Below are 24,069 nucleotides of genomic sequence, written 5' to 3' on the forward strand. Positions count from 1 at the left end.
CCCTTCTCTTTTGAACCTATTTTCTGCATCATTGAAAATATTAACTTTTCGCGCCTGGGGTGAGATTATGTCGACTATTGACGCACAAGCTGTAGCACAACGAATTGATACCGTGCTGGATATCCTGGTGGCGGGCGATTATCACTCTGCTATCCGTAATCTCGAGATCCTGAAGTCTGAACTTCTTGCTCAGAATGGTGCTGACAACGCGCCTGAAAACAGACAGCCAAAAGCGCCGTGGGAAGTTTAATCCCACCGTCTCCGACCTCGTTTCGCTTTATTAAATGGATGCTATGAATTCCCGACAACAACTCATTTTGCAGATGGTCATCGATCAGGGACGCGTAAGCGTAGTCGATCTCGCTAAAACCACCGGCGTTTCTGAAGTCACCATCCGTCAGGATCTTAATCTGCTGGAAAAACAGAGCTACCTGCGTCGCGCTCACGGATATGCTGTCCCGCTGGACAGTGATGACGTCGAGACGCGCATGATGAATAACTACGCGCTCAAACGTGAACTGGCGGAATTTGCCGCGTCCCTGGTGAACAACGGCGAGACCGTCTTTATTGAAAACGGCAGCAGCAATGCCCTTCTGGCGCGCACGCTTGCCGATCAAAAAGACGTTACCATCATCACCGTCAGCAGCTATATCGCGCACTTGCTCAAAGAGACGCGCTGTGAGGTGATTCTGCTCGGCGGTATTTACCAGAAAAAAAGTGAAAGCATGGTAGGCCCGCTGACCCGTCAGTATGTCCAGCAGGTACATTTCAGCAAGGCCTTTATCGGGATTGACGGCTGGCAACCGGAGACAGGTTTTACCGGCCGGGATATGATGCGCTCCGACGTGGTGAATGCCGTGCTGGAAAAAGAGTGTGAAGCCATTGTGCTGACCGACAGTTCTAAATTTGGCGCCGTTCACCCTTACACGATGGGCCCCGTGTTACGCTTTAGCCGCGTGATTACCGATGAACGGTTGAGCGATGCGCACCGTAATAAACTGGAAGATGACGGGCTGATCGTCAATATTATTAAAACGACCGCCTGAGTTTCCCTCCGCGCCCGAATTTCGGGCGCATACGCCCCTTCTTTCTCTGAGATGATTCCTGGTACTTCTTTAAGAGTTTTTACCTGTTTAACCTGCATTAAAGTCGTAAAATTAATGTAGCGATATAACAGGAAGTGACTATCACCTGCGTGATTACGTAACGCCTGCGCGACCAGCTTTCACGGAGAACAGAATTAAGTATTCGATTCGTCTATACTTAACGTGTACATCTTTCCGTGAATCGATAATTCAGGAGAAAGTATTATGACCTTAACCAGCAAAAAATTAGCCGCCGCTGTTCTGGCAATCACTGTAGCAATGTCCCTGAGCGCGTGCTCTAACTGGTCTAAACGTGACCGTAACACCGCTATTGGTGCCGGTGCCGGTGCTCTCGGTGGTGCAGTATTAACGGATGGTAGTACGCTGGGTACATTAGGTGGCGCTGCTGTCGGTGGTATTATCGGTCACCAGGTTGGCAAATAATTATTATCTAAGCCTTCCCCGGTATTGCGATATTTGAACGCATTTCAGGTCTGACATACGCACGTATATAACACGAGCCACGGCATTTACCGTGGCTCATTTATTTTAACCGCCTGCCAGTTTGACTTTCATACCTTTGGCTTCCAGCAGAGATTTTATTAAATCGCGCTTATCTCCCTGGATTTCAATAATGCCGTCTTTCACGGCGCCGCCGCAGCCACATTTTTTTTTCAACTCGGCCGCCAGCTTTGCCAGTTCAGCATCATCCAGGTCAATGCCGGAGATTAGGCAAACCCCTTTCCCTTTTCGTCCACTGGTCTGGCGCTGGATCCGAACGATGCCGTCCCCCTTTGGACGTTCCACTTTCGCTTTCGGCTCGTCTATACGCCCGCTATCGGTTGAATAGACCAGACGGCTGTTGGAATCGGTCATTAGGCCCCCTTTTTCAGCGATGCGTTGATAGCCTTAAGCGTCTCAGCCGGGTTGGCAGACTGCGTTACCGGACGCCCGATGACCATGTAGTCAACGCCAGCAGCCAGCGCCTGCTCAGGCGTCATAATGCGGCGCTGATCGCCCACTTCGCTGCCTGCAGGACGGATACCCGGCGTTACCAGTTTAAAATCCTGGCCCAGCGCTGATTTGAAACGTACCGCTTCCTGCGCGGAGCAGACGACGCCATCCAGGCCGCAATGCTGCGTCAGACGCGCGAGACGTTCGGCATGCTCGGCGGGTGACAACGTCACGCCCAGGTCGCGAAGATCGTTTTCGTCCATACTGGTCAGCACCGTGACCGCAATCAGCAACGGTGCATCTTTACCGAACGGCAGGAGCGCCTCACGGGCGGCCGTCATCATTCTTGCCCCACCCGATGCGTGGACGTTGACCATCCATACGCCCAGCTCTGCGGCTGCGGCAACGGCATGCGCCGTGGTATTCGGGATATCGTGGAATTTCAGATCGAGGAAAACGTCAAAGCCGCGCTGCTGCAGATCGCGAACGATTTGCGGTCCAAACAGCGTGAACATCTCTTTGCCAACTTTCAGACGGCAGTCGCGAGGGTCGATGCCGTCGACAAACGCCAGTGCAGCGTCACGCTTATTGTAATCAAGCGCAACAACAACAGGAGAATCCGTAATTACGCGGGAAGTGGAGGATGTAACAGACGTCATGACCAGCCCTTTTCGTCTATGGGCGCGCAGCGGCGCGGAACAGATAAACGGCCAGCATTCTACCTGCCGACGCCGCAAATTGACAGGATCCATTTACGCGCCTGCCTGGCCGGCAAACCGCACGGAGTTCAGGACAGGGGAAAAACCATCAGTATGTTGTAACTAAAATACGGCGTTTTAAAAAATTACTGCCCGTCCAGGCCGCGGATTGGCTTGATGGTGGACCAGGCGCGGCAGGAAGGACAGTGCCAGTAGAGCGTATACGCGGTAAAACCACACTTCTGGCAGCGATAGCGCGGCTTGCTGCGCACCTGTTCGCCAACCATGTCGCGCAGCACCATCAGGCTCTCTTTGGCGCGCCCTTCTTCTGCGTCGTTCAGGTGGTAATCCATCAGCTTATGGAATACCCGCATGGTCGGATGACGCTGCAGCTGACGCGTAATATAAACCTGCGCGGTGTCGCTTCCCTCATACTGCTCAACAACGTCAGAGAGCATCAGTTCAGCGGTGGCGCCGGTATTTTCTTCCACGCAGCGACGCAGGAAAGCTACCCACTCTTCCTGCTTGTCGAGCTGTTGATAGCAGGTTTGCAGCATTTCCAGCGTTTCACTGACCAGTTCTTTGTCCTGGTCGATAACCCGCAGCAGGCTTTCAACGGCTTTGGCGTAGTCGCCATTCGCCATAAAGACGCGCCCCATCATGATGGAGATGCGCGCGCTGTTGCGGTCCGCGGCGGCGCCTTTCTTCAGCAGCGCCATGGCTTTATCCATGTCGTCGTTGCCCATCTGCTGAAGAGCGAGCTCACAGTAGAAATGGGCGATCTCAACGCGCTGCTTATCTTTACCCAGCTTCACCAGACGTTCAGCGGTATCAATGGCTTTCTGCCAGTCGCTGGTGGCCTGATAAATCTGCAGGAGTTGCTGCAACGCGCCGATGCGGAAATCTGTTTCATCCACCAGCTGCACGAACATATCTTCAGCGCGATCGTACAACCCCGCGGCCATGTAATCCCGCCCCAGCTGTTGCACCGCAAGGAGACGTTGATCGTAGGTCAGCGAGGCGCTTTCCATCAGGGTCTGGTGAATACGAATGGCGCGATCGACCTCGCCGCGCGAGCGGAACAGGTTGCCCAGGGTGAGATGCGCTTCAACCGTCCCCGTATCCTCTTTCAGCATATCGAGGAACAGATCTACCGCTTTGTCCTGCTGATTGCTCAGGAGGAAGTTCACCCCCGCAACGTAGTCGCGGGAGAGCCGGTTGGCCTCATCCTGTTTTGTTTGTTGCGCACTTCTGCGGCCCATATACCAGCCATAGGCTGCGGCTACAGGCAAAAGCAGAAACAACAACTCCAGCATAGTCGATTATTCCTTCACGACCGGCACACCAGAGCTTTCCGGGATGTCAGACGCAGGGGCAATGTTATTTTCGAGTCGCTTAATTTTACGTTCAGCGCGCGCAAGAGAAACACGGACTTTCAGCCAGAACAGACCGCAAACCAGCCAGCCAATGGCAAAGCCGGCAGCAAATAAGACCGCCAGCAGGCTCGAGACGCGATACTCACCCTGAGCCAGCAGATAGTTAAACGTCACCTGCTGATCGTTTTGTGCACCCAACGTGACTGAAATGACAAAAATCGCCAATACCAGTAAGAAAATGAGTAAATATTTCACATTACTTCCCGTTATGTGGTTCAAGCGAATAAAGTGTGTTCAATTCACCGCAATCAGCCTTATAAACTACCATTTTAGCGACGAGCGCGAAACGGAAAAAGTGACGCGCAGGTCATGGATCTATGGGCAAAATGCGGAATATCAACCGTCAGGCGTCTGTCTGGTCCCTTTCGGCTATTTCTTCTTTCTCTTCTGGCGGTGGCGTCAGCGGGCCGCAGAATCGTTCAGTGAGCCAGGTCGCCAGCACGATCAGCATCCATGAGATGAGCGTGGCGACGACCAGGTCGCGCGGCCAGTGCATCCCCAGCAGCAGGCGGCTTCCCATAACCCCCGTCGCCCAGACCAGTAAAATCACGATAGTAATCGTTCGACGCCTTGGCCAAAGCAGCCCAACCCCCAGCAACGCCCAGCTGGCCGCAAACATGGTGTGACCGGAAGGAAACGCGAACCCGGTCTCTTTCTGCCAGTGTTTACGCAAGAATTTAGGGATATCCTGCTGTTCCGCAAGCTGTTCTTTCACCAGCGCGCCGCGATCTTTACGCTTTAAATTGTAGAACTCATCTACCGGAACATGATGCGTTTTTTCCAGCCAGACGACAAAAGGACGCGGCTCCTGAACGCGATCTTTAACCCAGGACTTCACGCCCTGACCGACAAGGATAGCGCCCCCGAGGATCGCAAAGAGCACCAGCGCCGCGCGCAAACGAAAGCGCAGGCACCACAGAAACCAGACGCAGAGGAGTACGTGGGTAATAATCCCCCACGGCTGGGTGACCGTTTCCGTTATCCAGTATAACGTTTTCAGCCACGTGGCGTTCTGCCCGGGCTGCCACATCCAGCCTGAAAGCCATACGGCCAGAGGCATAATCAGTAAAATGGCCGCACCTGCTGCCGTACGTCTGGCGATTGAAAGCATGTCTTCTCCTTTTTCGCTAAGCGTCACAATCATAACTGAAATTAATCATCCTGGTGGATATGTCGGATCGTGCGTTTAACGTTCATATAGCATGGTGCCCATTAGGCGAACCTGCTGAGCTTGTGGCAAAATGAACTGATACAGAAAGCAAAACAGGGCAAAGGCACGAAACGTGTCAGCCTACTCTGGAGAATCACATGCAGCTTAAACGTGTGGCAGAAGCCAAACTGCCAACCCCATGGGGCGATTTCCTGATGGTGGGTTTTGAAGAACTGGCAACCGGACAGGATCATGTCGCGCTGGTGTATGGCGACATTTCAGGGCAGACGCCGGTTCTGTCCCGCGTCCATTCAGAGTGTCTTACCGGCGACGCGCTGTTCAGCCTGCGCTGTGATTGTGGTTTCCAGCTGGAAGCCGCCCTGTCTCATATTGCAGAAGAAGGTCGCGGTGTGTTGCTTTATCACCGTCAGGAAGGTCGTAATATTGGTCTGCTGAATAAAATCCGCGCTTACGCACTTCAGGACCAGGGCTACGATACGGTTGAAGCAAACCATCAGCTCGGCTTTGCCGCTGACGAACGCGACTTCACCTTGTGCGCCGATATGTTCAAGCTGCTGGGTGTGGACGAAGTTCGCCTGCTGACCAATAATCCGAAAAAAGTGGAGATCCTGACCGAAGCGGGGATCAACATCGTCGAGCGCGTACCGCTGATTGTCGGCCGAAACCCGAAAAACGCCCACTACCTGGATACCAAAGCCGCCAAAATGGGCCATCTGCTGAAAGAGTGATGCTAAAAAGCCCGGCACGGGTGCCGGGCTCGTTTCATCAGTCCAGCATCTTACGAATCACATAATGTAAAATGCCGTCGTTCTGGTAATAGGTCAGCTCGGTTGCCGTATCAATACGGCACCGGCAATCCAGCACCTCGGTTTTCCCGTCTGCCCGCGTTAACTTCACCGGCACCGTTTTCCCCGGCTGCAGGTTTTGCAGACCGCTAATCTCAATCTGCTCTTCCCCGGTCAGCCCCAGCGTTTTACGCGTCACGCCCTGCGGGAACTCAAGCGGCAGGATCCCCATACCGATCAGATTCGAACGGTGAATACGTTCGAACGATTCAGCGATGACCACTCGAACGCCAAGCAGACGCGGACCTTTCGCCGCCCAGTCGCGGCTGGAGCCGGAACCGTACTCTTTCCCGGCGATCACCGCCAGCGGCGTACCTTCCTGTTGATATTTGACCGCCGCATCATAAATCGAAACCACTTCCGTCCCCGGCAGATGGCGCGTCATGCCCCCTTCCACGCCCGGGACCATTTCGTTACGAATGCGGATGTTGGCAAACGTTCCGCGCATCATGACTTCATGGTTGCCGCGACGCGAACCGTAGGAGTTAAAATCGCGGCGTTCGACGCCCCGGCTCTGCAGATAACGGCCTGCCGGGCTATCGGCTTTGATACTCCCCGCCGGAGAGATATGGTCGGTCGTGACGGAATCTCCCAGCATCGCCAGTATGCGCGCGCCGTGGATATCCTTAAGCGGTGCCGGCTCGGCCAGCATCTCATCAAAGAACGGCGACAGACGAATATAGGTCGAGTCATCCTGCCAGTCGTAGGTATCTGAGCCCACGACGTTGATGGTTTTCCACTCCGGCGTGCCTTCAAAGACCTCCGCATACTCTTTGCGGAACATCTCGGTTGAGACCTTTTCAACGGCCAGCGCGATTTCACGCGAAGATGGCCAGATATCTTTCAGGTAGACAGGATCGTTCTTGCGATCGTGACCAATCGGATCGGTCGCCAGGTTGATATTCATGTTCCCTGCAAGGGCATACGCCACAACCAGCGGCGGTGAGGCGAGCCAGTTGGTTTTCACCAGCGGGTGAATACGCCCTTCAAAGTTTCGGTTACCGGACAGGACCGCGCCTACCGTCAGGTCACCCTGCTTGATCGCCGTTTCAATGGGTTCAGGCAGCGGGCCGGAGTTACCAATACAGGTCGTACAGCCGTAGCCCACGAGGTTGAAGCCCAGTTCGTCAAGGTACGGCGTCAGTTTGGCCTGCGCCAGGTAATCCGATACCACTTTGGAACCCGGTGCCAGCGAGGCCTTGACCCATGGCTGAGGTTTTAGCCCAAGCTCTACCGCCTTTTTCGCCAGCAGACCGGCCGCCATTAATACGCTGGGGTTCGAGGTGTTGGTGCAGGAGGTAATGGCCGCAATCACAACCGCGCCATCCGGGAGCTGATACTGATGTCCGTTCAGAACATAGTCGACCGGACGGTGATCTTTCTGCGCCACGTTCACTTCAAGGGCATTGCTGGCGGCAAAGGCTTTTGGCACGTCACTCAACGCAACCCGATCCTGCGGACGTTTCGGTCCGGCGAGGCTCGCCTCAACGCTTCCCATATCGAGTTCAAGCGTGCTGGTGAAGACCGGTTCATCGCCCGGGTTTCGCCACATGCCCTGCGCTTTGGTATAGGCCTCCACCAGCGCGACCTGCTCTTCGCTGCGCCCGCTAAGGCGCATGTATTCCAGCGTGACGTCATCGATGGGGAAAAAGCCGCAGGTTGCACCGTATTCCGGCGCCATATTGGCAATTGTGGCGCGGTCGGCCAGCGGCAGCGAATCCAGACCATCCCCGTAGAATTCTACAAACTTGCCCACCACACCATGCTTACGTAGCATCTGGGTGACGGTGAGCACCAGATCGGTGGCGGTAATGCCTTCAGACAGCTTGCCGGTGAGCTTGAAGCCCACCACGTCAGGGATAAGCATGGACACCGGCTGGCCGAGCATGGCCGCTTCCGCTTCGATACCCCCGACGCCCCAGCCCAGCACGCCCAGACCGTTGATCATGGTGGTATGGGAGTCCGTGCCCACCAGCGTGTCCGGATAGGCGACCCACTCTTTATCCTGCAATTCACTCCAGACGGCTTTACCCAGATATTCAAGGTTAACCTGGTGACAAATACCGGTACCCGGCGGGACCACGCTAAACCGGCTGAACGCCTGCTGCCCCCACTTCAGGAATACGTAGCGCTCGTGGTTGCGCTCCATCTCCAGACGCACGTTCTCGCCAAAGGCGTCGTCATCACCAAAGCGGTCAACGGTTACGGAGTGGTCAATGACGAGGTCAACGGGGGAAAGCGGATTCACTTTTGCCGTATCTCCGCCGAGACGCTTAACGGCCTCGCGCATCGCGGCTAAATCAACGACGGCAGGAACACCGGTAAAGTCCTGCATCAGCACCCTGGCGGGGCGGTAGGCGATTTCTCTGTCGGCATGGGCATTTTCCAGCCACCCTGCCAGCGCCTGGATATCATCGAGGGTGACAGAGTCACCGTCCTGCCAGCGCAATAGATTTTCCAGTAAAACTTTCAATGACTTGGGTAAACGCGAAATGTCCCCAAGCGTTCTGGCAGCCAGCGGCAGGCTGTAGTAATGCCAGGTTTTATTTTCTGCCTGTAACGTATCCTTACTGGCTTCGCGTAGGGTTAACGACATAAGCTCCTCCTTAATCACAGAGATGCCCCGACAATCATCAGGGCCGTAATTAAAGATAACACAAAGATGTCGTAACGTTTTGATAACAACCCAAATTGATAAATTTAGGATTGGTCCAGAAAGGGAAAACAAAAAACCCCGCCGTAGCGAGGTTTTACAATTTAGTGGAGGGCCAACCAGATGAGCTGACTCCAGAACAGAATCGACACGGTAAAAACGCCGATCCATGACCAGTATTTGTGAGACGTCATGTTATTCATCATAGGGACACCAGGCATTATTTATTAAAAGTTCCGAGGTAAGTCCTCAGTGCTATATTGCTGATGTGTATTTATTAAAGAGTACGAAAGTGCAGAGTCGATATTCAGACTATTTGCATCATTACGCAATTAACTAAATTATTGTTTTTTGGGTTCGTCTTCTGCGAACACATCAATAAACGCTTGCTGCTGCGGCGTCAGTTTCCAGGACGCGGGTACAACAGTCGCAGGTGCTTTACGCCCTCTGTGGCCGTTGTCACGATGCTGACACATCTGTTTTACCGTTTCTGTACGTACCGTCACTGCCATATTTAACCCCAATATTTCCAGGCCAGGAGAGCAACCACCACCCAAAACAGGGTAGAGACGAGAAAGACCGCCAGCCAGGCTTTACGCTTGAGCGCAGGATCCCTTTGCGGTTCTTCACTTCCTGAAGGCATTGCTAACCTCATACAATCGACATCGCTTATCATTTAGGACCAAACAATTGGTACAATTAATCATCTGTTGAGATAAATCCTAAAGAAACTTTAGCCGAAAAGCCAGTGAATTTACGCACCGGAAGGTATGAAATATTCAATCTTTTGACCAGAAATAAATAATTGAAAAGAAAAATTTGCGAAGGCGTAAATTAGTTTCTACTTTTGTCGCCAATTCACGACATTATAACCTTACGAATTAAATGGATAATGACATTATATGACAGGGGATACGCAGATGATGATAATTCTAATTTAGCTTTGAGGCGTTATTTCGGTATCTTTCCCTTAGGGAAGGTGCGAATAAGCAGGTCATTTCTTCCCAAGCTGACTCGCTGATTAAAATTTCGCGGATCTGGGCCGATTTTTTTCCCGCAAACACATCGAATCAGCCTATTTAGGCTATTTTTTCCACCATTTCTGGCGTTATTTCCGGTTTTTACTGAGATCTCTCCCACTGACGTATCATTTGGTCCACCCGAAACAGGTTGGCCAGGGTGAATAACATCGCCAGTTGGTTATCGTTTTTCAGCAGCCCCTTGTATCTGGCTTTCACGAAGCCGAACTGCCGCTTGATGATGCGAAACGGGTGCTCCACCCTGGCACGGATGCTGGCTTTCATGTATTCGATGTTGATGGCCGTTTTGTTCTTGCGCGGATGCTGCTTCAAGGTTTTTACCCTGCCGGGACGCTCGGCGATCAGCCAGTCCACATCCACCTCGGCCAGCTCCTCGCGCTGTGGCGCTCCCTGGTAGCCGGCATCGGCTGAGACAAATTGCTCCTCTCCATGAAGCAGATTACCCAGCTGATTGAGGTCATGCTCGTTGGCCGCGGTGGTGACCAGGCTGTGGGTCAGGCCACTCTTGGCATCGACACCAATGTGGGCCTTCATGCCAAAGTGCCACTGATTGCCTTTCTTGGTCTGATGCATCTCCGGATCGCGTTGCTGCTCTTTGTTCCTGGTCGAGCTGGGTGCCTCAATGATGGTGGCATCCACCAAAGTGCCTTGGGTCATCATGACGCCTGCTTCGGCCAGCCAGCGATTGATGGTCTTGAACAATTGACGGGCCAGTTGATGCTGCTCGAGCAGGTGGCGGAAATTCATGATGGTGGTGCGATCCGGCAGGGCGCTATCCAGGGATAATCGGGCAAACAGGCGCATGGAGGCGATTTCGTACAGGGCATCTTCCATGGCACCGTCGCTCAGGTTGTACCAATGCTGCATGCAGTGAATACGCAGCATGGTCTCCAGCGGATAGGGCCGTCGGCCATTGCCCGCCTTGGGATAAAACGGCTCGATGACAGCGGTCATATTCTGCCATGGCAGAATCTGCTCCATGCGGGAGAGGAAAATCTCTTTTCGGGTCTGACGGCGCTTAGTGCTGAATTCACTATCGGCGAAGGTGAGTTGATGGCTCATGATGTCCCTCTGGGATGCGCTCCGGATGAATATGATGATCTCATATCAGGAACTTGTTCGCACCTTCCTTAGGGAAAGATACCGGGTGTGATTATTTTTCGGGGAGTTTGATGTCTTTAAACATCTCTTCAATATCTTCATTTGAGCGTAATGCAACGGCGGTATCAACCACGTCACGCGTTAAATGAGGTGCAAAGCGCTGAATAAAATCATACATATAGCTGCGCAGGAAGGTGCTGCGACGGAAGCCAATCTTTGTGGTGCTATGACTGAAAACATCATGCGCATCAAGACGCACCAGGTCAGGGTCTGACACCGGATCCACCGCCATGCTGGCAATAACGCCCACCCCCAGACCAAGCCGCACATAGGTTTTAATCACGTCGGCGTCCGTCGCGGTGAAGACAATGCGCGGCGTTAACCCTGCCCGGTTAAAGGCCGTATCAAGCTCGGACCGTCCGGTAAAGCCAAACGTATACGTTACCAGCGGATATTGCGCCAGCTCTTCGATAGAGACCGACCCTTTGCCCGCCAGGGGGTGATCGGGGGTCACCACGATAGAACGGTTCCAGTGATAGCATGGAAGCATCACCAGATCGTCATACAGGTGAAGCGCTTCGGTGGCGATGGCAAAATCTGCATTCCCCTTGGAAACGGCTTCAGCAATTTGCGTTGGCGAGCCCTGATGCATATGCAAAGAGACGCGAGGATAACGCTCGATAAAGCCTTTGATAACGCCGGGTAGCGCATAGCGCGCCTGGGTATGCGTCGTGGCAATATACAGCGAACCTTTATCCGGCCAGGTGTGTTCTCCCGCCACAGACTTAATCGCATCGACTTTGGAGAGGACTTCACGCGCAATGCGGATGATTTCCTGCCCCGCAGGCGTCACCTGGGTGAGATGCTTACCGCTGCGGGCAAATATCTGGATACCTAACTCGTCCTCCAGCATACGAACTTGTTTGCTGATGCCCGGTTGCGAGGTATACAACCCCTCGGCGGTAGAAGAGACGTTAAGGTTATGATTCACCACCTCAACGATATAACGAAGCTGCTGTAATTTCATGCCAGACCATCCGATTTAGCGCATGCGGTCAATCGCTTAAGACGATTTAATAATAAGAAACAGGTTAACTATAACCACTATATCATTTATAGCCTGACTGTATAGTACGGAACAAAAAATAATAACAAGGCAATAAAAAAGGGCCGGAAATCCGGCCCTTTTACAGGTAAGTTACGGTAAGGGAAGATTATTTCTTGCCTTCAACCCATTTGCCATCGACAAAGAAGGCAGACCATCCGGTCGCTTTACCCTCTTTCTCGGCCGCAACATACTGCTGCTTAGTTTTACGGCTAAACCGTACCACGGTTTTGTTGCCTTCCGGATCCTGCTGTGGCGCATCGGCCAGATAACGCAGTTTCTCAGGCAGACGATCGCGGAAGCGATGCAACTCTTCCACCAGCGGCGCGCGCGTTTCACGCGATTTCGGGAAGGTGTTGGCGGCCAGGAAGACACCTGCGGCACCATCACGCAGCACGAAGTACGCGTCGGATTTCTCGCACGGCAGTTCTGGCAGCGGAACCGGATCTTCCTTCGGAGGAGCCACTTCGCCGTTACGCAGAATTTTGCGCGTGTTTTTACACTCGTCGTTGGTACAGGCCATGTACTTACCGAAACGCCCCATTTTCAGGTGCATTTCAGAGCCGCACTTCTCGCATTCCACAATCGGGCCGTCATAGCCTTTAATGCGGAACTCGCCCTCTTCGATCTCATACCCGTCACACGTTGGGTTATTACCGCAGACGTGCAGCTTACGTTTTGGATCGATCAGGTAGCTGTCCATTGCCGTGCCGCATTTCTTGCAGCGGCGTTTGGCACGCAGAGCGTTAGTTTCCGCATCGTCACCCTCCAGCACGTTGAGAACTTCGTTCTCAGGCACCAGGTTGATGGTGGTTTTGCAGCGCTCTTTTGGTGACAGCGCATAGCCGGAGCAGCCAAGGAATACGCCCGTGGTTGCGGTGCGGATCCCCATCTTGCGGCCGCAGGTTGGACAGTCGATGCTGGTCAGAACCATCTGGTTAGGCAGCATGCCGCCCTCTTCAGGATCTTTCTCCGCTTTTTCAAGCTGGTCGGTAAAGTCGCTGAAGAAGCTGTCGAGTACCTTTTTCCATTCCGCCTGATGGCTGGCAACCTGGTCGAGGCTGTCTTCCATTTGCGCGGTGAAATCGTAGTTCATCAACTCGCGGAAGTTTGCCTCCAGACGGTCAGTGACGATCTCACCCATTTTTTCCGCATAGAAACGGCGGTTTTCAACGCGTACGTAGCCACGGTCCTGGATCGTCGAGATGATGGACGCGTAGGTCGACGGACGACCAATACCGCGTTTTTCCAGCTCTTTCACCAGGGACGCTTCACTGAAGCGCGCAGGCGGCTTGGTGAAGTGCTGGGCTGGCACGAGGTCAACCAGCGAGAGCTCATCCCCTTTATTTACCGCCGGTAGCGTTCGGTCTTCATCACCTTTACGCAGCGCTGGCATCACCTTCGTCCAGCCGTCGAAACGCAGGATACGACCGCGCGCTTTGAGACGGAACTCACCCGCGCCAACGGTCAGCGTGGTGGAGTCGTACTGCGCTGGCGTCATCTGGCACGCCACGAACTGGCGCCAGATCAGCTGATACAGCTTCTGCGCGTCGGCTTCCATATCTTTCAGTGATTCCGCTAACACCGAGACGTCAGAAGGACGAATCGCTTCGTGCGCTTCCTGAGAGTTCTCTTTGCTGGCGAACTGGTTAGCGCTTTCCGGCAGGTATTTCTTACCGAAATTGTCACTGATGTAGCCGCGGACCATGCTGACCGCGTCCTGGCTCAGGTTGGTTGAGTCGGTACGCATGTAGGTGATGTAGCCCGCTTCATACAGGCGCTGCGCCATCATCATGGTCTTCTTCACGCCATAACCCAGACGCGTGCTTGCAGCCTGTTGCAGCGTGGAGGTAATAAACGGTGCCCCCGGCTTGCTGCTGGTCGGTTTGTCTTCACGTTCCAGCACCTGATAGCGTGCTTTTTCCAGCAGCGCTACGGCGGCCATGGTCTGGTCGCGGTTTTCTGGACGGAAAGGCTTGTCGTTGTGATGGCTCACCTGCAGCGGCAGAGCGTCACCGCCCGGCGTGGTCACATTGGCATCGACTTCCCAGAACTCTTCCGGCACGAAGGCTTTAATTTCGCGCTCACGCTCAACGACCAGACGCACGGCGACGGATTGCACACGCCCTGCGGACAGGCCACGGGCAATCTTCTTCCACAGCAGTGGAGAGACCATGTAGCCCACAACGCGGTCCATAAAGCGACGAGCCTGCTGTGCGTTTACGCGGTCGATATTCAGTTCGCCCGGCTTCTCAAACGCCTGACGAATCGCATTCTTCGTAATTTCGTTAAACACTACACGGCTGTAGCGTTTGTCATCACCACCGATCACTTCCCGCAGGTGCCACGCAATGGCTTCCCCTTCGCGGTCAAGGTCGGTTGCGAGATAGATGTGGTCTGCTTTTTCAGCAAGCTGCTTCAGCTCGTTAACGACTTTTTCTTTCCCGGGCAGCACTTCATATTGTGCATCCCAGTTATGCCATGGGTTAACACCCATGCGGTTGACAAGCGCGCTACGTTCATCCTTTTTAGGCTTTTTAGCCCCTTTGGTGGAGGTAGAGTCTGCGCTCTTTTTGCTGGCTGAGCCACTGGTCGGCAAATCGCGGATATGACCGACGCTGGACTTAACCACGTAGTCATTACCCAGATACTTATTGATCGTTTTGGCTTTTGCCGGGGACTCAACGATGACGAGAGCTTTACCCATATTCACCTTTACCTAATTTAATTCTTCCAGGAATACGCCGCACGTTGATTTCCCTTCCGCTGACGACGAGCCAATGATATTGCGACTGCGTCAGGAGATATCAACCCCTTTGACTTACCGGACGTTAATGAGAAGACGCCCAGGTGATTGAGTTTTCGGGTATTTTTCTCACATCTCGTGTAATTCGTGACGAATTCCCGGTTGAATGTCAAGCAATTCTGTTGCCAGAATGACGAAAGCGCACACTCTACCTGATAAAATTCGTTACGCAACTTTATTAGCATGCAAAAGCAGATCCCGCCAGCCAGGACCCTGCACCTTATCCCCTCACATTACAGGGAAAATTTGCCCCCAAAGCGCCCTCGGCGTAGACTATTGTCACTGTTTAAGGAGTGGATTATGCAGAATACGACCCAACCTATTGACCGAGCCTCTCTGCTTATCGAAGCAAACAAGCTTATCCGTGACCATGAAGATACGCTGGCGGGCATTGAAGCCACCGGCGTAGAGCAGCGTAATGGCGTGCTGATTTTCAGCGGCGAATACTTCCTTGACGAACAGGGTTTACCGACCCCGAAAAGCACCGCCGTTTTTAACATGTTCAAATACCTGGCGCATACGCTTTCAGAGAAATATCACCTGGTCGATTAACGCAAAACGCGAGGCATATGCCTCGCGTTTTTGTTTACAGCAGCGGTTTTTGTCCGCGCTGTAGCCAGCGCAGCAGCAGACGGTCCGCGCTTTCTGCCGCACTGTTGGTAAAGCGGTCAAGGAGTCGCTTACGCTGGGTAAAGCGCACGCCCACCAGTTCCCGGCCTTCCATCAGATTGAGCAGCAGATCGTCGCTGGTTCCGACTTCATCCACCAGCCCTTTCTCCTGCGCCTGGACGCCGTACCAGTGCTCGCCCGTCGCGACCTGTTCAATATCGAGCGTTGGGCGCATACGGTGTACAAAATCTTTAAAGAGATGATGCGTTTCGTTGAGATCTTCGCGGAATTTTTGACGCCCTTCTTCCGTGTTTTCCCCCAGCAGCGTCAGGGTACGTTTGTATTGACCCGCCGTGTGAAGTTCGATATCAATCTCTTTATTTTTCAGGAAGCGGTTAAAGTTCGGAATTTGCGCGACCACGCCGATCGAGCCAATAATGGAGAACGGCGCGGCAACAATTTTGTCCGCCACGCAGGCCATCATGTAGCCACCGCTCGCGGCCACTTTATCCACGGCAACGGTCAGCGGGATCTGTTTTTCACGCAGGCGCTGCAGCTGTGAGGCGGCCAGTCCGTAACCGTGAACCACCCCGCCCGGGCTTTCAAGACGCACGACAACCTGATCCTGCGGTGTCGCCACGGCCAGAACGGCAGTCACTTCTTCCCGCAGAGAAGACACTTCATGCGCATCCATACTGCCTTTAAAATCGAGCACATAGACGCGCGGCGTGGCCTTATCCTGCGGCGCATTGAGCTTTGCTTTTGCCTTTGCCGCTTTGGCTTCCTGTTTATGCTTTTTCTTCTGCGCTTTCAGCCAGAGTTTCTGTTGATGACTATCAAGCAGCGCCAGAGACATCTCTTCCTGCATCTCTTTATACTGCTCGCTCAGGCGGGTGATGCGTAACTCCCCACGCTGACGCTTGCGCTGCGTCAGGTTGGCAATCAGAACGGCTACCACCGCAATGGCAACCACCACCGTCGCGATTTTGGCCAAAAACAACCCATATTGAGAAAGTAATTCCACGCGTTCCACCTTGATTTAACCACGAATCTTTCACGGCAGTGTACAACAGCCCTGCCCATGCGTCTCGCTCGTGACATTACCTCTGCGAGCCGCCTTCAGGAATCCCCGGACTGGAGTTTAAATATTTGCAAATTGTTAATTTTACAGTAATGCGTCCTGTAGACTGATTGAATTATTAGGCTAATTCGGGCATAAAGCCGAAAAGTCATTATAAAGGCGCCATTGCATCACCGGTCGCCTGAGGAGTCACCGTGCATTATCAACCGCAAAAAAATCTGCTGCAAAACCGGATTATTCTTGTCACCGGTGCCAGCGACGGGATTGGCCGCGAGGCAGCCCTGACATACGCCGAATATGGCGCCAACGTCATTCTGATCGGGCGCAACGAAGAAAAACTGAAAAACGTCGCCCAGGAGATTGAGGCCGTATGCGGCACGCCGGCCCCGTGGTATACGCTCGATTTACTGACCTGCACGCCTGCGGTGTGCCGGGAATTAGCCCAGCGCATCAGCGCTCATTATCCGAGACTCGACGGCGTGCTGCATAACGCCGGTTTGCTAGGTGAAGTGCGTCCGATGGATGAACAGGATCCAGATATCTGGCAGCAGGTGATGCAGGTCAACGTCAACGGCACGTTTTTCCTCACACAGGCATTGCTTCCTTTATTACTCAAATCCGAGTCCGGGTCCCTGGTCTTTACCTCGTCCAGCGTTGGCCGTGAAGGACGCGCAAACTGGGGAGCCTATGCCGTATCAAAATTCGCGACCGAAGGCATGATGCAGGTGCTGGCGGAGGAGTACCAGAACCGCCATCTGCGCGTAAACTGCATTAACCCGGGCGGTACGCGCACCAAAATGCGCGCCAGCGCGTTCCCGAGCGAAGATCCGCAGAAGCTGAAAACCCCGGCAGACATTATGCCGCTCTATCTCTGGCTGATGGGCGACGACAGCCGCCGCAAAACCGGGATGACCTTTGACGCCCAGCCGGGACGTAAACCAGGAATTTCGCAATGAGTGAAGAACGTCATCAGCAGCGCCAGCAGCGTCTGAAAGAACAGGTCGATGCGCGCGTCGCGGCAGCCCAGGACGAACGTGGGATCGTCATCGTTTTTACCGGCAACGGAAAAGGGAAAACCACCGCCGCATTCGGCACGGCGACACGCGCCGTCGGACACGGGCAAAAAGTGGGCGTGATCCAGTTTATCAAAGGCGAATGGCCCAACGGTGAGCGGAATTTACTTGAGCCTCACGGCGTTGAGTTTCAGGTGATGGCGACCGGGTTTACGTGGGATACCCAGAACCGGGAAACCGACACCGCCGCCTGTCTCGCCGTCTGGGAGCATGCAAAGAGAATGCTGGCCGATCCCTCGCTGAATATGGTTCTGCTGGATGAGATCACCTATATGGTCGCCTACGACTACCTGCCGCTGGAAGACGTGCTGGATGCTCTGAAGAATCGTCCTGTACACCAGACGGTTATCGTCACGGGGCGCGGATGTCATCGGGATATTCTGGAGATGGCCGATACCGTCAGCGAGCTGCGTCCGGTCAAACATGCGTTTGATGCAGGCATCAAAGCGCAAATTGGAATTGATTACTAAAGAAAAAAGCCCGGTTCGTTGACCGGGCTTTTATATTAACCGTTGTTGTTACGGCTGCCGGAGCGGCGGCTGCTGCTCACCTGGCTGTGTCGCTTCACTGCGCGACGGATCTGATTCGCCTTCATGCGACGACGATCTTTTTCCACCGCCACTTTTGAGGTGGTTTCCGGCGTCAGGCCGACCAGCTCGCGCAGGTAGTTGGTTTGGGTCAGATCCAGTTCGGTATACCCACCGCGCGGCAGACCTTTCGGCAGCAGAATGTCGCCGTAACGGACGCGGATCAGGCGGCTAACCTGCACGCCTACCGCTTCCCAGAGACGACGCACCTCGCGGTTACGGCCTTCGGTCAGGGTCACGTTGTACCACTGGTTAATGCCTTCACCACCGGTAAACTTGATGGTTTTGAACGCCGCAGGACCGTCTTCCAGCTGAACACCACGCGACAGATCGCGCAGTTTATTTTCATCAACCTGGCCAAATACGCGCACCGCGTATTCACGTTCCACTTCACGGCTTGGGTGCATCAGACGGTTTGCCAGTTCACCATCGGTGGTAAACAGCAGCAGACCGCAGGTGTTCACGTCCAGACGGCCGACGGCAATCCAGCGAGCGCCACGCAGTTTAGGCAGACGGTCAAACACCGTCGGACGACCTTCCGGGTCGTTGCGGGTGCACAGCTCGCCTTCCGGCTTGTAGTAAGCCAGTACGCGGCAGATCTGTTCAGCGGACTCTTTAACGGAGATAAGATGACCGTCGATGCGGATCTTCAGCCCCGGTACGATTTCTACGCGGTCACCCAGCGTGGCGATTTTACCGTCCACACTCACGCGGCCCGCTTCAATAATGGCTTCGATTTCACGGCGTGAACCGTGGCCGGCACGCGCCAGCACTTTCTGTAACTTCTCGCTCATTGAGCTTCCTCAGGTGTCGCCTTCACAGGCGTCGAATCAGGTCAAAAGAGGGCTGAGCCCTGCTTTGATGGCCGCGTAGTATATCTGCTTATACCTTTACAAGAAAGGCTTTACGTCACCCACGCCTTCACGAATCACTTCCGGTGCATCTTCGGTTAAGTCGACCACGGTGGTCGGCTGCTGGCCGAGATAGCCGCCGTGAATAATCAGCTCGACCACCTTCTCCAGACGATCTTTGATCTCTTCCGGATCGGACTCGGTAAACTCGCTTCCGGGCAGCATCAGCGAGGTTGAGAGCATCGGTTCACCGAGGGTTTCCAGCAGCGCCTGCGCAATCGGGTTCGACGGCACGCGCATGCCGATGGTTTTGCGTTTCTCCTGCAGCAGACGACGCGGTACTTCCTTCGTGCCCTTCAGGATGAAGGTGTAGTTGCCCGGCGTGTTGTTCTTAATCAGGCGAAACGCCACGTTATCAACATACGCATAGGTCGACAGCTCAGAGAGATCGCGGCACATCAGGGTAAAGTTATGGCCGTCCGGCAGCTGGCGAATACGGCAAATGCGCTCCATTGCCCCTTTATCTTCGATTTTGCAGCCCAGCGCGTAGCCTGAATCGGTCGGGTAGACAATCACGCCGCCTTTGCGGACGATCTCCACGGCCTGGTTGATCAGACGTGGCTGCGGGTTATCCGGATGGATATAGAAAAACTGACTCATACTTCCCTCTCTTCAATTTGCTGCGGCTGTTCCCAGAGCTGCCAGACCGGCTCAACGCCAGCGGGCAACCAGAGCTTGCGCCCCAGTTCGATCCACGCGCAGGGCTGATGGAAATCAGAGCCCTGTGACCCAAGCAGGCCGAACTGGCGGGCATAGGTCGCGAGCTGCGCGCGCTCGTTGGGCGCCTGCTGACACTGGGCGACTTCCATCGCCTCGCCACCGCATTCGGCAAAGTGTGCCAGCAGCCTTTTCAGCCATTTAGCAGAAAGATTATACCGCCCAGGATGGGCCAGCACGGCCTTACCGCCAGAATGATGAATCACATCAATAGCTTGTTTTATTGTACACCACTGTGGCGGAACGTATCCGGTTTTACCGCGCGCCAGATACTTTTTAAAGACGTCCGCCATAGTCGTCGCTTTGCCCGCGTCGACCAGAAAACGGGCGAAATGACCGCGGGTGACCGCCCCGCCGTTCGCCATCTTTTGCGCGCCTTCCAGCGCGCCCGGAATATGCGCCTTTTCCAGACGCTCGCCGATCATCTCTGCGCGCTGATTGCGGCGCGTTTTTTGTTCTTGCAAAAATGCCGTAAGTGCCGGATGGTCTATATCGATATTCAGGCCAACAATATGAATCTCATGGTTTTCCCAGACGGTCGAGATCTCGACGCCGGACACCAGATTCAGCGCCAGCCCGCTGCGGGCGATCTCGGCGCGCGCCGCCGGAATGGCATCTGTCGTATCGTGATCGGTTATCGCCAGCGTGCCGACACGCATTTCAACGGCGCGATGAACCAGGGCTTCGGGTGTCAGCAGGCCATCAGAGGCCTGAGTATGGCTGTGTAAATCATAAATAATGGCGTAGGTGGTATCGCTCAAAGCACTTCCCATAACAGGTTGGAGACATCCGAAAACACCATGATACCGACTTAACGTGAAATTCTGAAATCAAGGGTTGACAACTCGCCATCGAACTAGTTAACTAGTACGCAAGTTCACACGAGAAAGGTATCTGAAAATGACAGCACATTTCACTCTGCACGGCTGGTGGCGCACTTCCTGATCTTCGGGCAGTGTCACGCGTCTGCGAAATGCAAACAGATACCCGCCCGCTACCCAGCGGGCTTTTTTTTGAACAAAATATGAGAACAACAACATGCAAACAGCCAAACCTCATCTCGAACTGCTGACCTGCGAGGCGGCCTATCGCCACAACCCGACCGCGCTGTTTCATCAGGTGTGCGGGGCACGTCCGGCAACGCTGCTGCTGGAATCGGCGGATATCGACAGCAAGGACGATCTCAAAAGCCTGCTGCTGGTCGATAGCGCGCTGCGCATTACCGCTTTAGGTGACACTGTCACCATCAAGGCATTATCAGACAATGGCGCATCGCTGCTGCCGCTGCTGGATGCCGCCCTGCCTTCAGGCATTGAAAACGAACATCATCCAGAAATGCGCATTCTGCATTTCCCGCCGGTGAGCCAGCTGCTGGACGAAGACGCGCGCCTCTGCTCCCTGTCCGTTTTCGATGCCTTCCGCCTGCTGCAGAATCTGGTCACCGTGCCGGAAGACGAGCGTGAAGCGATGTTCTTCGGCGGGCTGTTTGCTTACGACCTGGTTGCCGGTTTTGAAGATTTGCCGGAAACCGAGCAGGGTAATCGCTGCCCGGATTATTGCTTCTATCTGGCTGAAACTCTGCTGGTGATCGATCACCAGAAGCAATACACCCGCATCCAGGCAAGCCTGTTCACGCCGTCTGCCGCTGAGAAAAAACGTCTCGAATACCGCATCGCTCAGCTGCAGCAGCAGATGACGGAAGCACCGCCCGCGCTGCCGGTGCAGCGCGTGGAAAAAATGACCTGCGACGTTAACCAGACTGACGATCAGTACGGCGCCGTGGTTCGCCAGATGCAAAAGGCGATTCGCGCCGGGGAAATTTTCCAGGTCGTGCCGTCCCGTCGCTTCTCGCTGCCCTGCCCGTCGCCGCTCGCAGCCTACGACGTGCTGAAAAAGAGTAACCCAAGCCCGTACATGTTCTTCATGCAGGACAACGAATTCACGCTGTTCGGCGCCTCGCCGGAAAGCTCGCTGAAATACGACGCCACCAGCCGTCAGATTGAGATCTACCCGATTGCCGGTACCCGTCCACGCGGGCGTCGCGCCGATGGCTCGCTGGACCGCGATCTGGACAGCCGCATCGAACTCGAAATGCGTACCGACCACAAAGAACTCTCCGAGCACCTGATGCTGGTTGACCTAGCGCGTAACGATCTGGCTCGCATTTGCACCCCAGGCAGCCGCTACGTGGCGGACCTGACCAAAGTCGACCGCTATTCGTTCGTGATGCACCTGGTCTCCCGCGTGGTCGGCGAGCTGCGCCACGATCTCGACGTGCTGCACGCCTACCGCGCCTGCATGAACATGGGCACCCTGAGCGGCGCGCCGAAAGTCCGCGCCATGCAGCTGATTGCCGCCGCCGAAGGACGCCGTCGCGGCAGCTACGGCGGCGCGGTGGGTTACTTCACCGCGCACGGCGATCTCGACACCTGCATCGTAATCCGCTCCGCCTATGTCGAAGACGGTATCGCCACCGTCCAGGCGGGTGCCGGGATTGTTCTTGATTCTGTTCCGCAGTCTGAAGCTGACGAAACGCGCAGTAAAGCCCGTGCGGTCCTTCGCGCCATTGCTACCGCACACCATGCACAGGAGATTTTCTGATGGCTGACATTCTGCTGCTCGATAATATCGACTCCTTTACCTATAACCTGGCAGATCAGCTGCGTGCGAATGGCCACAACGTCGTTATCTACCGCAACCACGTTCCGGCCCAGACCCTGATTGACCGTCTGGCCACCATGCAAAACCCGGTGCTGATGCTCTCCCCGGGGCCAGGCGCACCGAGCGAAGCCGGCTGTATGCCGGAGCTGCTGACCCGTATGCGCGGCAAACTGCCGATCGTCGGCATCTGCCTCGGCCATCAGGCGATTGTTGAAGCCTATGGCGGCTACGTCGGCCAGGCGGGTGAGATCCTGCACGGTAAAGCGTCCAGCATTGAACATGACGGCCAGGCGATGTTTGCCGGGCTGCCGAACCCGCTCCCGGTCGCGCGCTATCACTCGCTGGTTGGCAGCAATATTCCCGCCGGGCTGACGATCAACGCCTCGTTTGAAGGCATGGTGATGGCGGTGCGCCACGATGCGGACCGCGTCTGCGGCCTGCAGTTCCACCCGGAATCGATCCTGACCTCCCACGGCGCCCGCCTGCTGGAGCAGACGCTGGACTGGGCGTTACAGAAGCTGGAGCAGACCAATACCCTGCAGCCGATTCTGGAAAAACTGTATCAGGCGCAGACCCTGAGCCAGCAGGAGAGCCATCAGCTTTTCTCCGCCGTGGTTCGCGGCGAGCTGAAGCCTGAACAGCTGGCAGCCGCGCTGGTGAGCATGAAGGTGCGCGGCGAAAGCCCGCAGGAGATCGCCGGTGCCGCTACGGCCCTGCTGGAAAATGCCGCCCCGTTCCCGCGCCCGGACTATCAGTTTGCGGATATCGTCGGTACCGGCGGTGACGGCAGTAACAGCATCAATATCTCCACCGCCAGCGCCTTCGTGGCGGCGGCGTGCGGTTTGAAGGTCGCGAAGCACGGTAACCGCAGCGTTTCCAGCCGGTCAGGTTCTTCCGATCTGCTCGCCGCATTCGGTATTAACCTCGATATGAACGCCGAGCGTTCCCGTGAAGCGCTGGATGACCTGGGCGTCTGCTTCCTGTTTGCGCCGAAGTACCACACCGGTTTCCGCCACGCGATGCCGGTTCGTCAGCAGCTCAAAACCCGCACGCTGTTTAACGTGCTCGGCCCGCTGATCAACCCGGCCCACCCGCCGCTGGCGCTGATTGGCGTTTACAGCCCTGAGCTGGTTCTGCCGATTGCCGAGACGCTGCGCGTGCTGGGCTATCAGCGTGCCGCCGTGGTGCACAGCGGCGGTATGGATGAGGTTTCTCTTCATGCGCCAACGCTGGTGGCCGAACTGCGCGACGGCGAAATCCTGAGCTATCAGCTGGACGCTGCCGACTTCGGCCTTGCGCCATACCATCAGGAAGCGCTGGCAGGCGGTACGCCGGAAGAAAACCGTGACATTCTCACGCGCTTATTACAAGGTAAAGGAGAGGTTGCCCATGAGGCCGCCGTTGCTGCCAACGTCGCCATGCTGATGCGTTTGCACGGTGAGGAAGACCTGAAGGCCAACGTTCAAAAAGTTCTGGATGTACTGCGCTCCGGTGCAGCTTACGATCGCGTTACCGCACTTGCGGCAAGAGGGTAAA

Annotated in this window: 26 protein-coding genes and 1 other annotated feature; of the genes, 10 read left to right on the forward strand and 16 right to left on the reverse strand. The window is 55.0% G+C overall.

Features of this window, described 5'->3' with window-relative positions; translation table 11 throughout:
• The first annotated feature begins 67 nt into the window (after positions 1 to 67).
• The 3 genes from LBF07_RS01125 to osmB all read left to right on the forward strand — a co-directional run bounded on the left by LBF07_RS01125 (position 68) and on the right by osmB (position 1,529).
• Entirely contained in the window at positions 68 to 250 is a 183-nt protein-coding gene (locus LBF07_RS01125; RefSeq protein ID WP_024907126.1) for a hypothetical protein, read from the forward strand.
• Positions 251 to 293: 43 nt separating this feature from the next.
• Positions 294 to 1,046 carry a DNA-binding transcriptional regulator YciT gene (locus LBF07_RS01130; protein ID WP_094935676.1) on the forward strand — a complete coding sequence of 251 codons (753 nt, stop codon included), beginning with the start codon at positions 294 to 296 and terminating at the stop codon, positions 1,044 to 1,046.
• Between the two features lie 264 nt (positions 1,047 to 1,310).
• Positions 1,311 to 1,529, forward strand: coding sequence for an osmotically-inducible lipoprotein OsmB (osmB, locus tag LBF07_RS01135; RefSeq protein WP_008501216.1), 219 nt, complete (start codon positions 1,311 to 1,313; stop codon positions 1,527 to 1,529).
• A 105-nt stretch (positions 1,530 to 1,634) separates the two neighbouring features.
• On the opposite strand, the gene yciH is transcribed toward osmB, so the two are convergent.
• The 5 genes from yciH to pgpB all read right to left on the reverse strand — a co-directional run bounded on the left by yciH (position 1,635) and on the right by pgpB (position 5,284).
• Positions 1,635 to 1,961: a stress response translation initiation inhibitor YciH gene (gene yciH / locus LBF07_RS01140; RefSeq protein WP_023312064.1), complete on the reverse strand. Its 327-nt coding sequence runs from the start codon at positions 1,959 to 1,961 to the stop codon at positions 1,635 to 1,637.
• Positions 1,961 to 2,698, reverse strand: a complete 738-nt coding sequence (pyrF, locus tag LBF07_RS01145) for an orotidine-5'-phosphate decarboxylase (protein ID WP_045355906.1) — start codon at positions 2,696 to 2,698, stop codon at positions 1,961 to 1,963. The genes yciH and pyrF overlap by 1 nt, the downstream gene beginning before the upstream one ends.
• 185 nt (positions 2,699 to 2,883) lie before the next feature.
• On the reverse strand, positions 2,884 to 4,053 hold the full coding sequence (gene lapB, locus LBF07_RS01150) for a lipopolysaccharide assembly protein LapB (RefSeq protein ID WP_094935675.1): 1,170 nt from the start codon (positions 4,051 to 4,053) through the stop codon (positions 2,884 to 2,886).
• Between the two features lie 6 nt (positions 4,054 to 4,059).
• Positions 4,060 to 4,368, reverse strand: a complete 309-nt coding sequence (locus tag LBF07_RS01155; RefSeq protein WP_023312067.1) for a LapA family protein — start codon at positions 4,366 to 4,368, stop codon at positions 4,060 to 4,062.
• 148 nt (positions 4,369 to 4,516) lie between these two features.
• Positions 4,517 to 5,284: a phosphatidylglycerophosphatase B gene (gene pgpB / locus LBF07_RS01160; RefSeq protein ID WP_112778291.1), complete on the reverse strand. Its 768-nt coding sequence runs from the start codon at positions 5,282 to 5,284 to the stop codon at positions 4,517 to 4,519.
• Positions 5,285 to 5,481: 197 nt separating this feature from the next.
• Between pgpB and ribA the strand changes: the two genes are divergently transcribed.
• A complete protein-coding gene (gene ribA / locus LBF07_RS01165) occupies positions 5,482 to 6,072 on the forward strand; it encodes a GTP cyclohydrolase II (RefSeq protein ID WP_008501210.1) in 591 nt (196 codons plus the stop codon).
• A gap of 37 nt (positions 6,073 to 6,109) precedes the next feature.
• Here the strand turns inward: ribA and acnA are convergent, their stop codons facing one another.
• The 7 genes from acnA to topA form a co-directional block, all read right to left on the reverse strand.
• Positions 6,110 to 8,785, reverse strand: coding sequence for an aconitate hydratase AcnA (gene acnA / locus LBF07_RS01170; protein ID WP_047647564.1), 2,676 nt, complete (start codon positions 8,783 to 8,785; stop codon positions 6,110 to 6,112).
• 161 nt (positions 8,786 to 8,946) lie between these two features.
• Positions 8,947 to 9,045, reverse strand: coding sequence for a small membrane protein YmiC (gene ymiC / locus LBF07_RS01175; RefSeq protein ID WP_032623144.1), 99 nt, complete (start codon positions 9,043 to 9,045; stop codon positions 8,947 to 8,949).
• 138 nt (positions 9,046 to 9,183) lie between these two features.
• Entirely contained in the window at positions 9,184 to 9,354 is a 171-nt protein-coding gene (locus tag LBF07_RS01180; RefSeq protein ID WP_032656727.1) for a hypothetical protein, read from the reverse strand.
• Positions 9,355 to 9,356: 2 nt separating this feature from the next.
• Positions 9,357 to 9,497, reverse strand: a complete 141-nt coding sequence (locus tag LBF07_RS01185) for a YmiA family putative membrane protein (RefSeq protein WP_213327741.1) — start codon at positions 9,495 to 9,497, stop codon at positions 9,357 to 9,359.
• A 466-nt stretch (positions 9,498 to 9,963) separates the two neighbouring features.
• Positions 9,964 to 10,944 carry an IS5-like element ISKpn26 family transposase gene (locus tag LBF07_RS01190; protein WP_016156491.1) on the reverse strand — a complete coding sequence of 327 codons (981 nt, stop codon included), beginning with the start codon at positions 10,942 to 10,944 and terminating at the stop codon, positions 9,964 to 9,966.
• 91 nt (positions 10,945 to 11,035) lie between these two features.
• Entirely contained in the window at positions 11,036 to 12,010 is a 975-nt protein-coding gene (gene cysB, locus LBF07_RS01195; RefSeq protein ID WP_024907120.1) for an HTH-type transcriptional regulator CysB, read from the reverse strand.
• 187 nt (positions 12,011 to 12,197) lie between these two features.
• On the reverse strand, positions 12,198 to 14,795 hold the full coding sequence (topA, locus tag LBF07_RS01200) for a type I DNA topoisomerase (protein ID WP_033145741.1): 2,598 nt from the start codon (positions 14,793 to 14,795) through the stop codon (positions 12,198 to 12,200).
• 399 nt (positions 14,796 to 15,194) lie between these two features.
• On the opposite strand from topA, the gene LBF07_RS01205 reads away from it, so the two are divergent.
• Entirely contained in the window at positions 15,195 to 15,446 is a 252-nt protein-coding gene (locus LBF07_RS01205; protein ID WP_023312072.1) for a YciN family protein, read from the forward strand.
• Between the two features lie 34 nt (positions 15,447 to 15,480).
• Here LBF07_RS01205 and sohB read toward each other — a convergent pair whose 3' ends face one another.
• Positions 15,481 to 16,527: a protease SohB gene (gene sohB / locus LBF07_RS01210; RefSeq protein WP_047061016.1), complete on the reverse strand. Its 1,047-nt coding sequence runs from the start codon at positions 16,525 to 16,527 to the stop codon at positions 15,481 to 15,483.
• Positions 16,528 to 16,778: 251 nt separating this feature from the next.
• Between sohB and LBF07_RS01215 the strand changes: the two genes are divergently transcribed.
• Both LBF07_RS01215 and cobO read left to right on the forward strand, forming a co-directional pair.
• A complete protein-coding gene (locus LBF07_RS01215; RefSeq protein ID WP_094934664.1) occupies positions 16,779 to 17,540 on the forward strand; it encodes a YciK family oxidoreductase in 762 nt (253 codons plus the stop codon).
• Positions 17,537 to 18,127, forward strand: a complete 591-nt coding sequence (gene cobO, locus LBF07_RS01220; RefSeq protein ID WP_094934665.1) for a cob(I)yrinic acid a,c-diamide adenosyltransferase — start codon at positions 17,537 to 17,539, stop codon at positions 18,125 to 18,127. Before LBF07_RS01215 ends, cobO begins: the two co-directional genes overlap by 4 nt.
• Positions 18,128 to 18,162: 35 nt before the next feature.
• Here the strand turns inward: cobO and rluB are convergent, their stop codons facing one another.
• The 3 genes from rluB to rnm form a co-directional block, all read right to left on the reverse strand.
• Positions 18,163 to 19,038 (reverse strand): 23S rRNA pseudouridine(2605) synthase RluB, encoded by an 876-nt coding sequence (rluB, locus tag LBF07_RS01225; RefSeq protein ID WP_023312076.1) that lies wholly within the window; start codon positions 19,036 to 19,038, stop codon positions 18,163 to 18,165.
• Between the two features lie 96 nt (positions 19,039 to 19,134).
• The gene (locus LBF07_RS01230) at positions 19,135 to 19,755 is read right to left on the reverse strand and encodes an L-threonylcarbamoyladenylate synthase (protein WP_003856793.1); all 621 of its coding nucleotides are present in this window, start codon (positions 19,753 to 19,755) and stop codon (positions 19,135 to 19,137) included.
• Positions 19,752 to 20,633 (reverse strand): RNase AM, encoded by an 882-nt coding sequence (gene rnm, locus LBF07_RS01235; protein ID WP_032656720.1) that lies wholly within the window; start codon positions 20,631 to 20,633, stop codon positions 19,752 to 19,754. The genes LBF07_RS01230 and rnm overlap by 4 nt, the downstream gene beginning before the upstream one ends.
• Before the next feature lie 139 nt (positions 20,634 to 20,772).
• Here rnm and trpL point away from each other — a divergent pair, with 139 nt between their 5' ends.
• From trpL to trpD, 3 genes are all read left to right on the forward strand, one after another.
• Positions 20,773 to 20,817, forward strand: a complete 45-nt coding sequence (gene trpL / locus LBF07_RS24670) for a trp operon leader peptide (RefSeq protein ID WP_106993556.1) — start codon at positions 20,773 to 20,775, stop codon at positions 20,815 to 20,817.
• Positions 20,794 to 20,887 (forward strand) — a sequence feature (Trp leader region). Its footprint overlaps the gene before it by 24 nt.
• Positions 20,888 to 20,910: 23 nt before the next feature.
• A complete protein-coding gene (locus LBF07_RS01245) occupies positions 20,911 to 22,473 on the forward strand; it encodes an anthranilate synthase component 1 (protein WP_094934666.1) in 1,563 nt (520 codons plus the stop codon).
• Entirely contained in the window at positions 22,473 to 24,068 is a 1,596-nt protein-coding gene (gene trpD, locus LBF07_RS01250; protein ID WP_058841298.1) for a bifunctional anthranilate synthase glutamate amidotransferase component TrpG/anthranilate phosphoribosyltransferase TrpD, read from the forward strand. The genes LBF07_RS01245 and trpD overlap by 1 nt, the downstream gene beginning before the upstream one ends.
• The last annotated feature ends 1 nt before the right edge of the window (position 24,069 follow it).

The organism is Enterobacter cloacae complex sp. ECL352, from assembly GCF_020149545.1.
In the GTDB taxonomy this organism is placed as follows: Bacteria; Pseudomonadota; Gammaproteobacteria; order Enterobacterales; family Enterobacteriaceae; genus Enterobacter; species Enterobacter asburiae_B.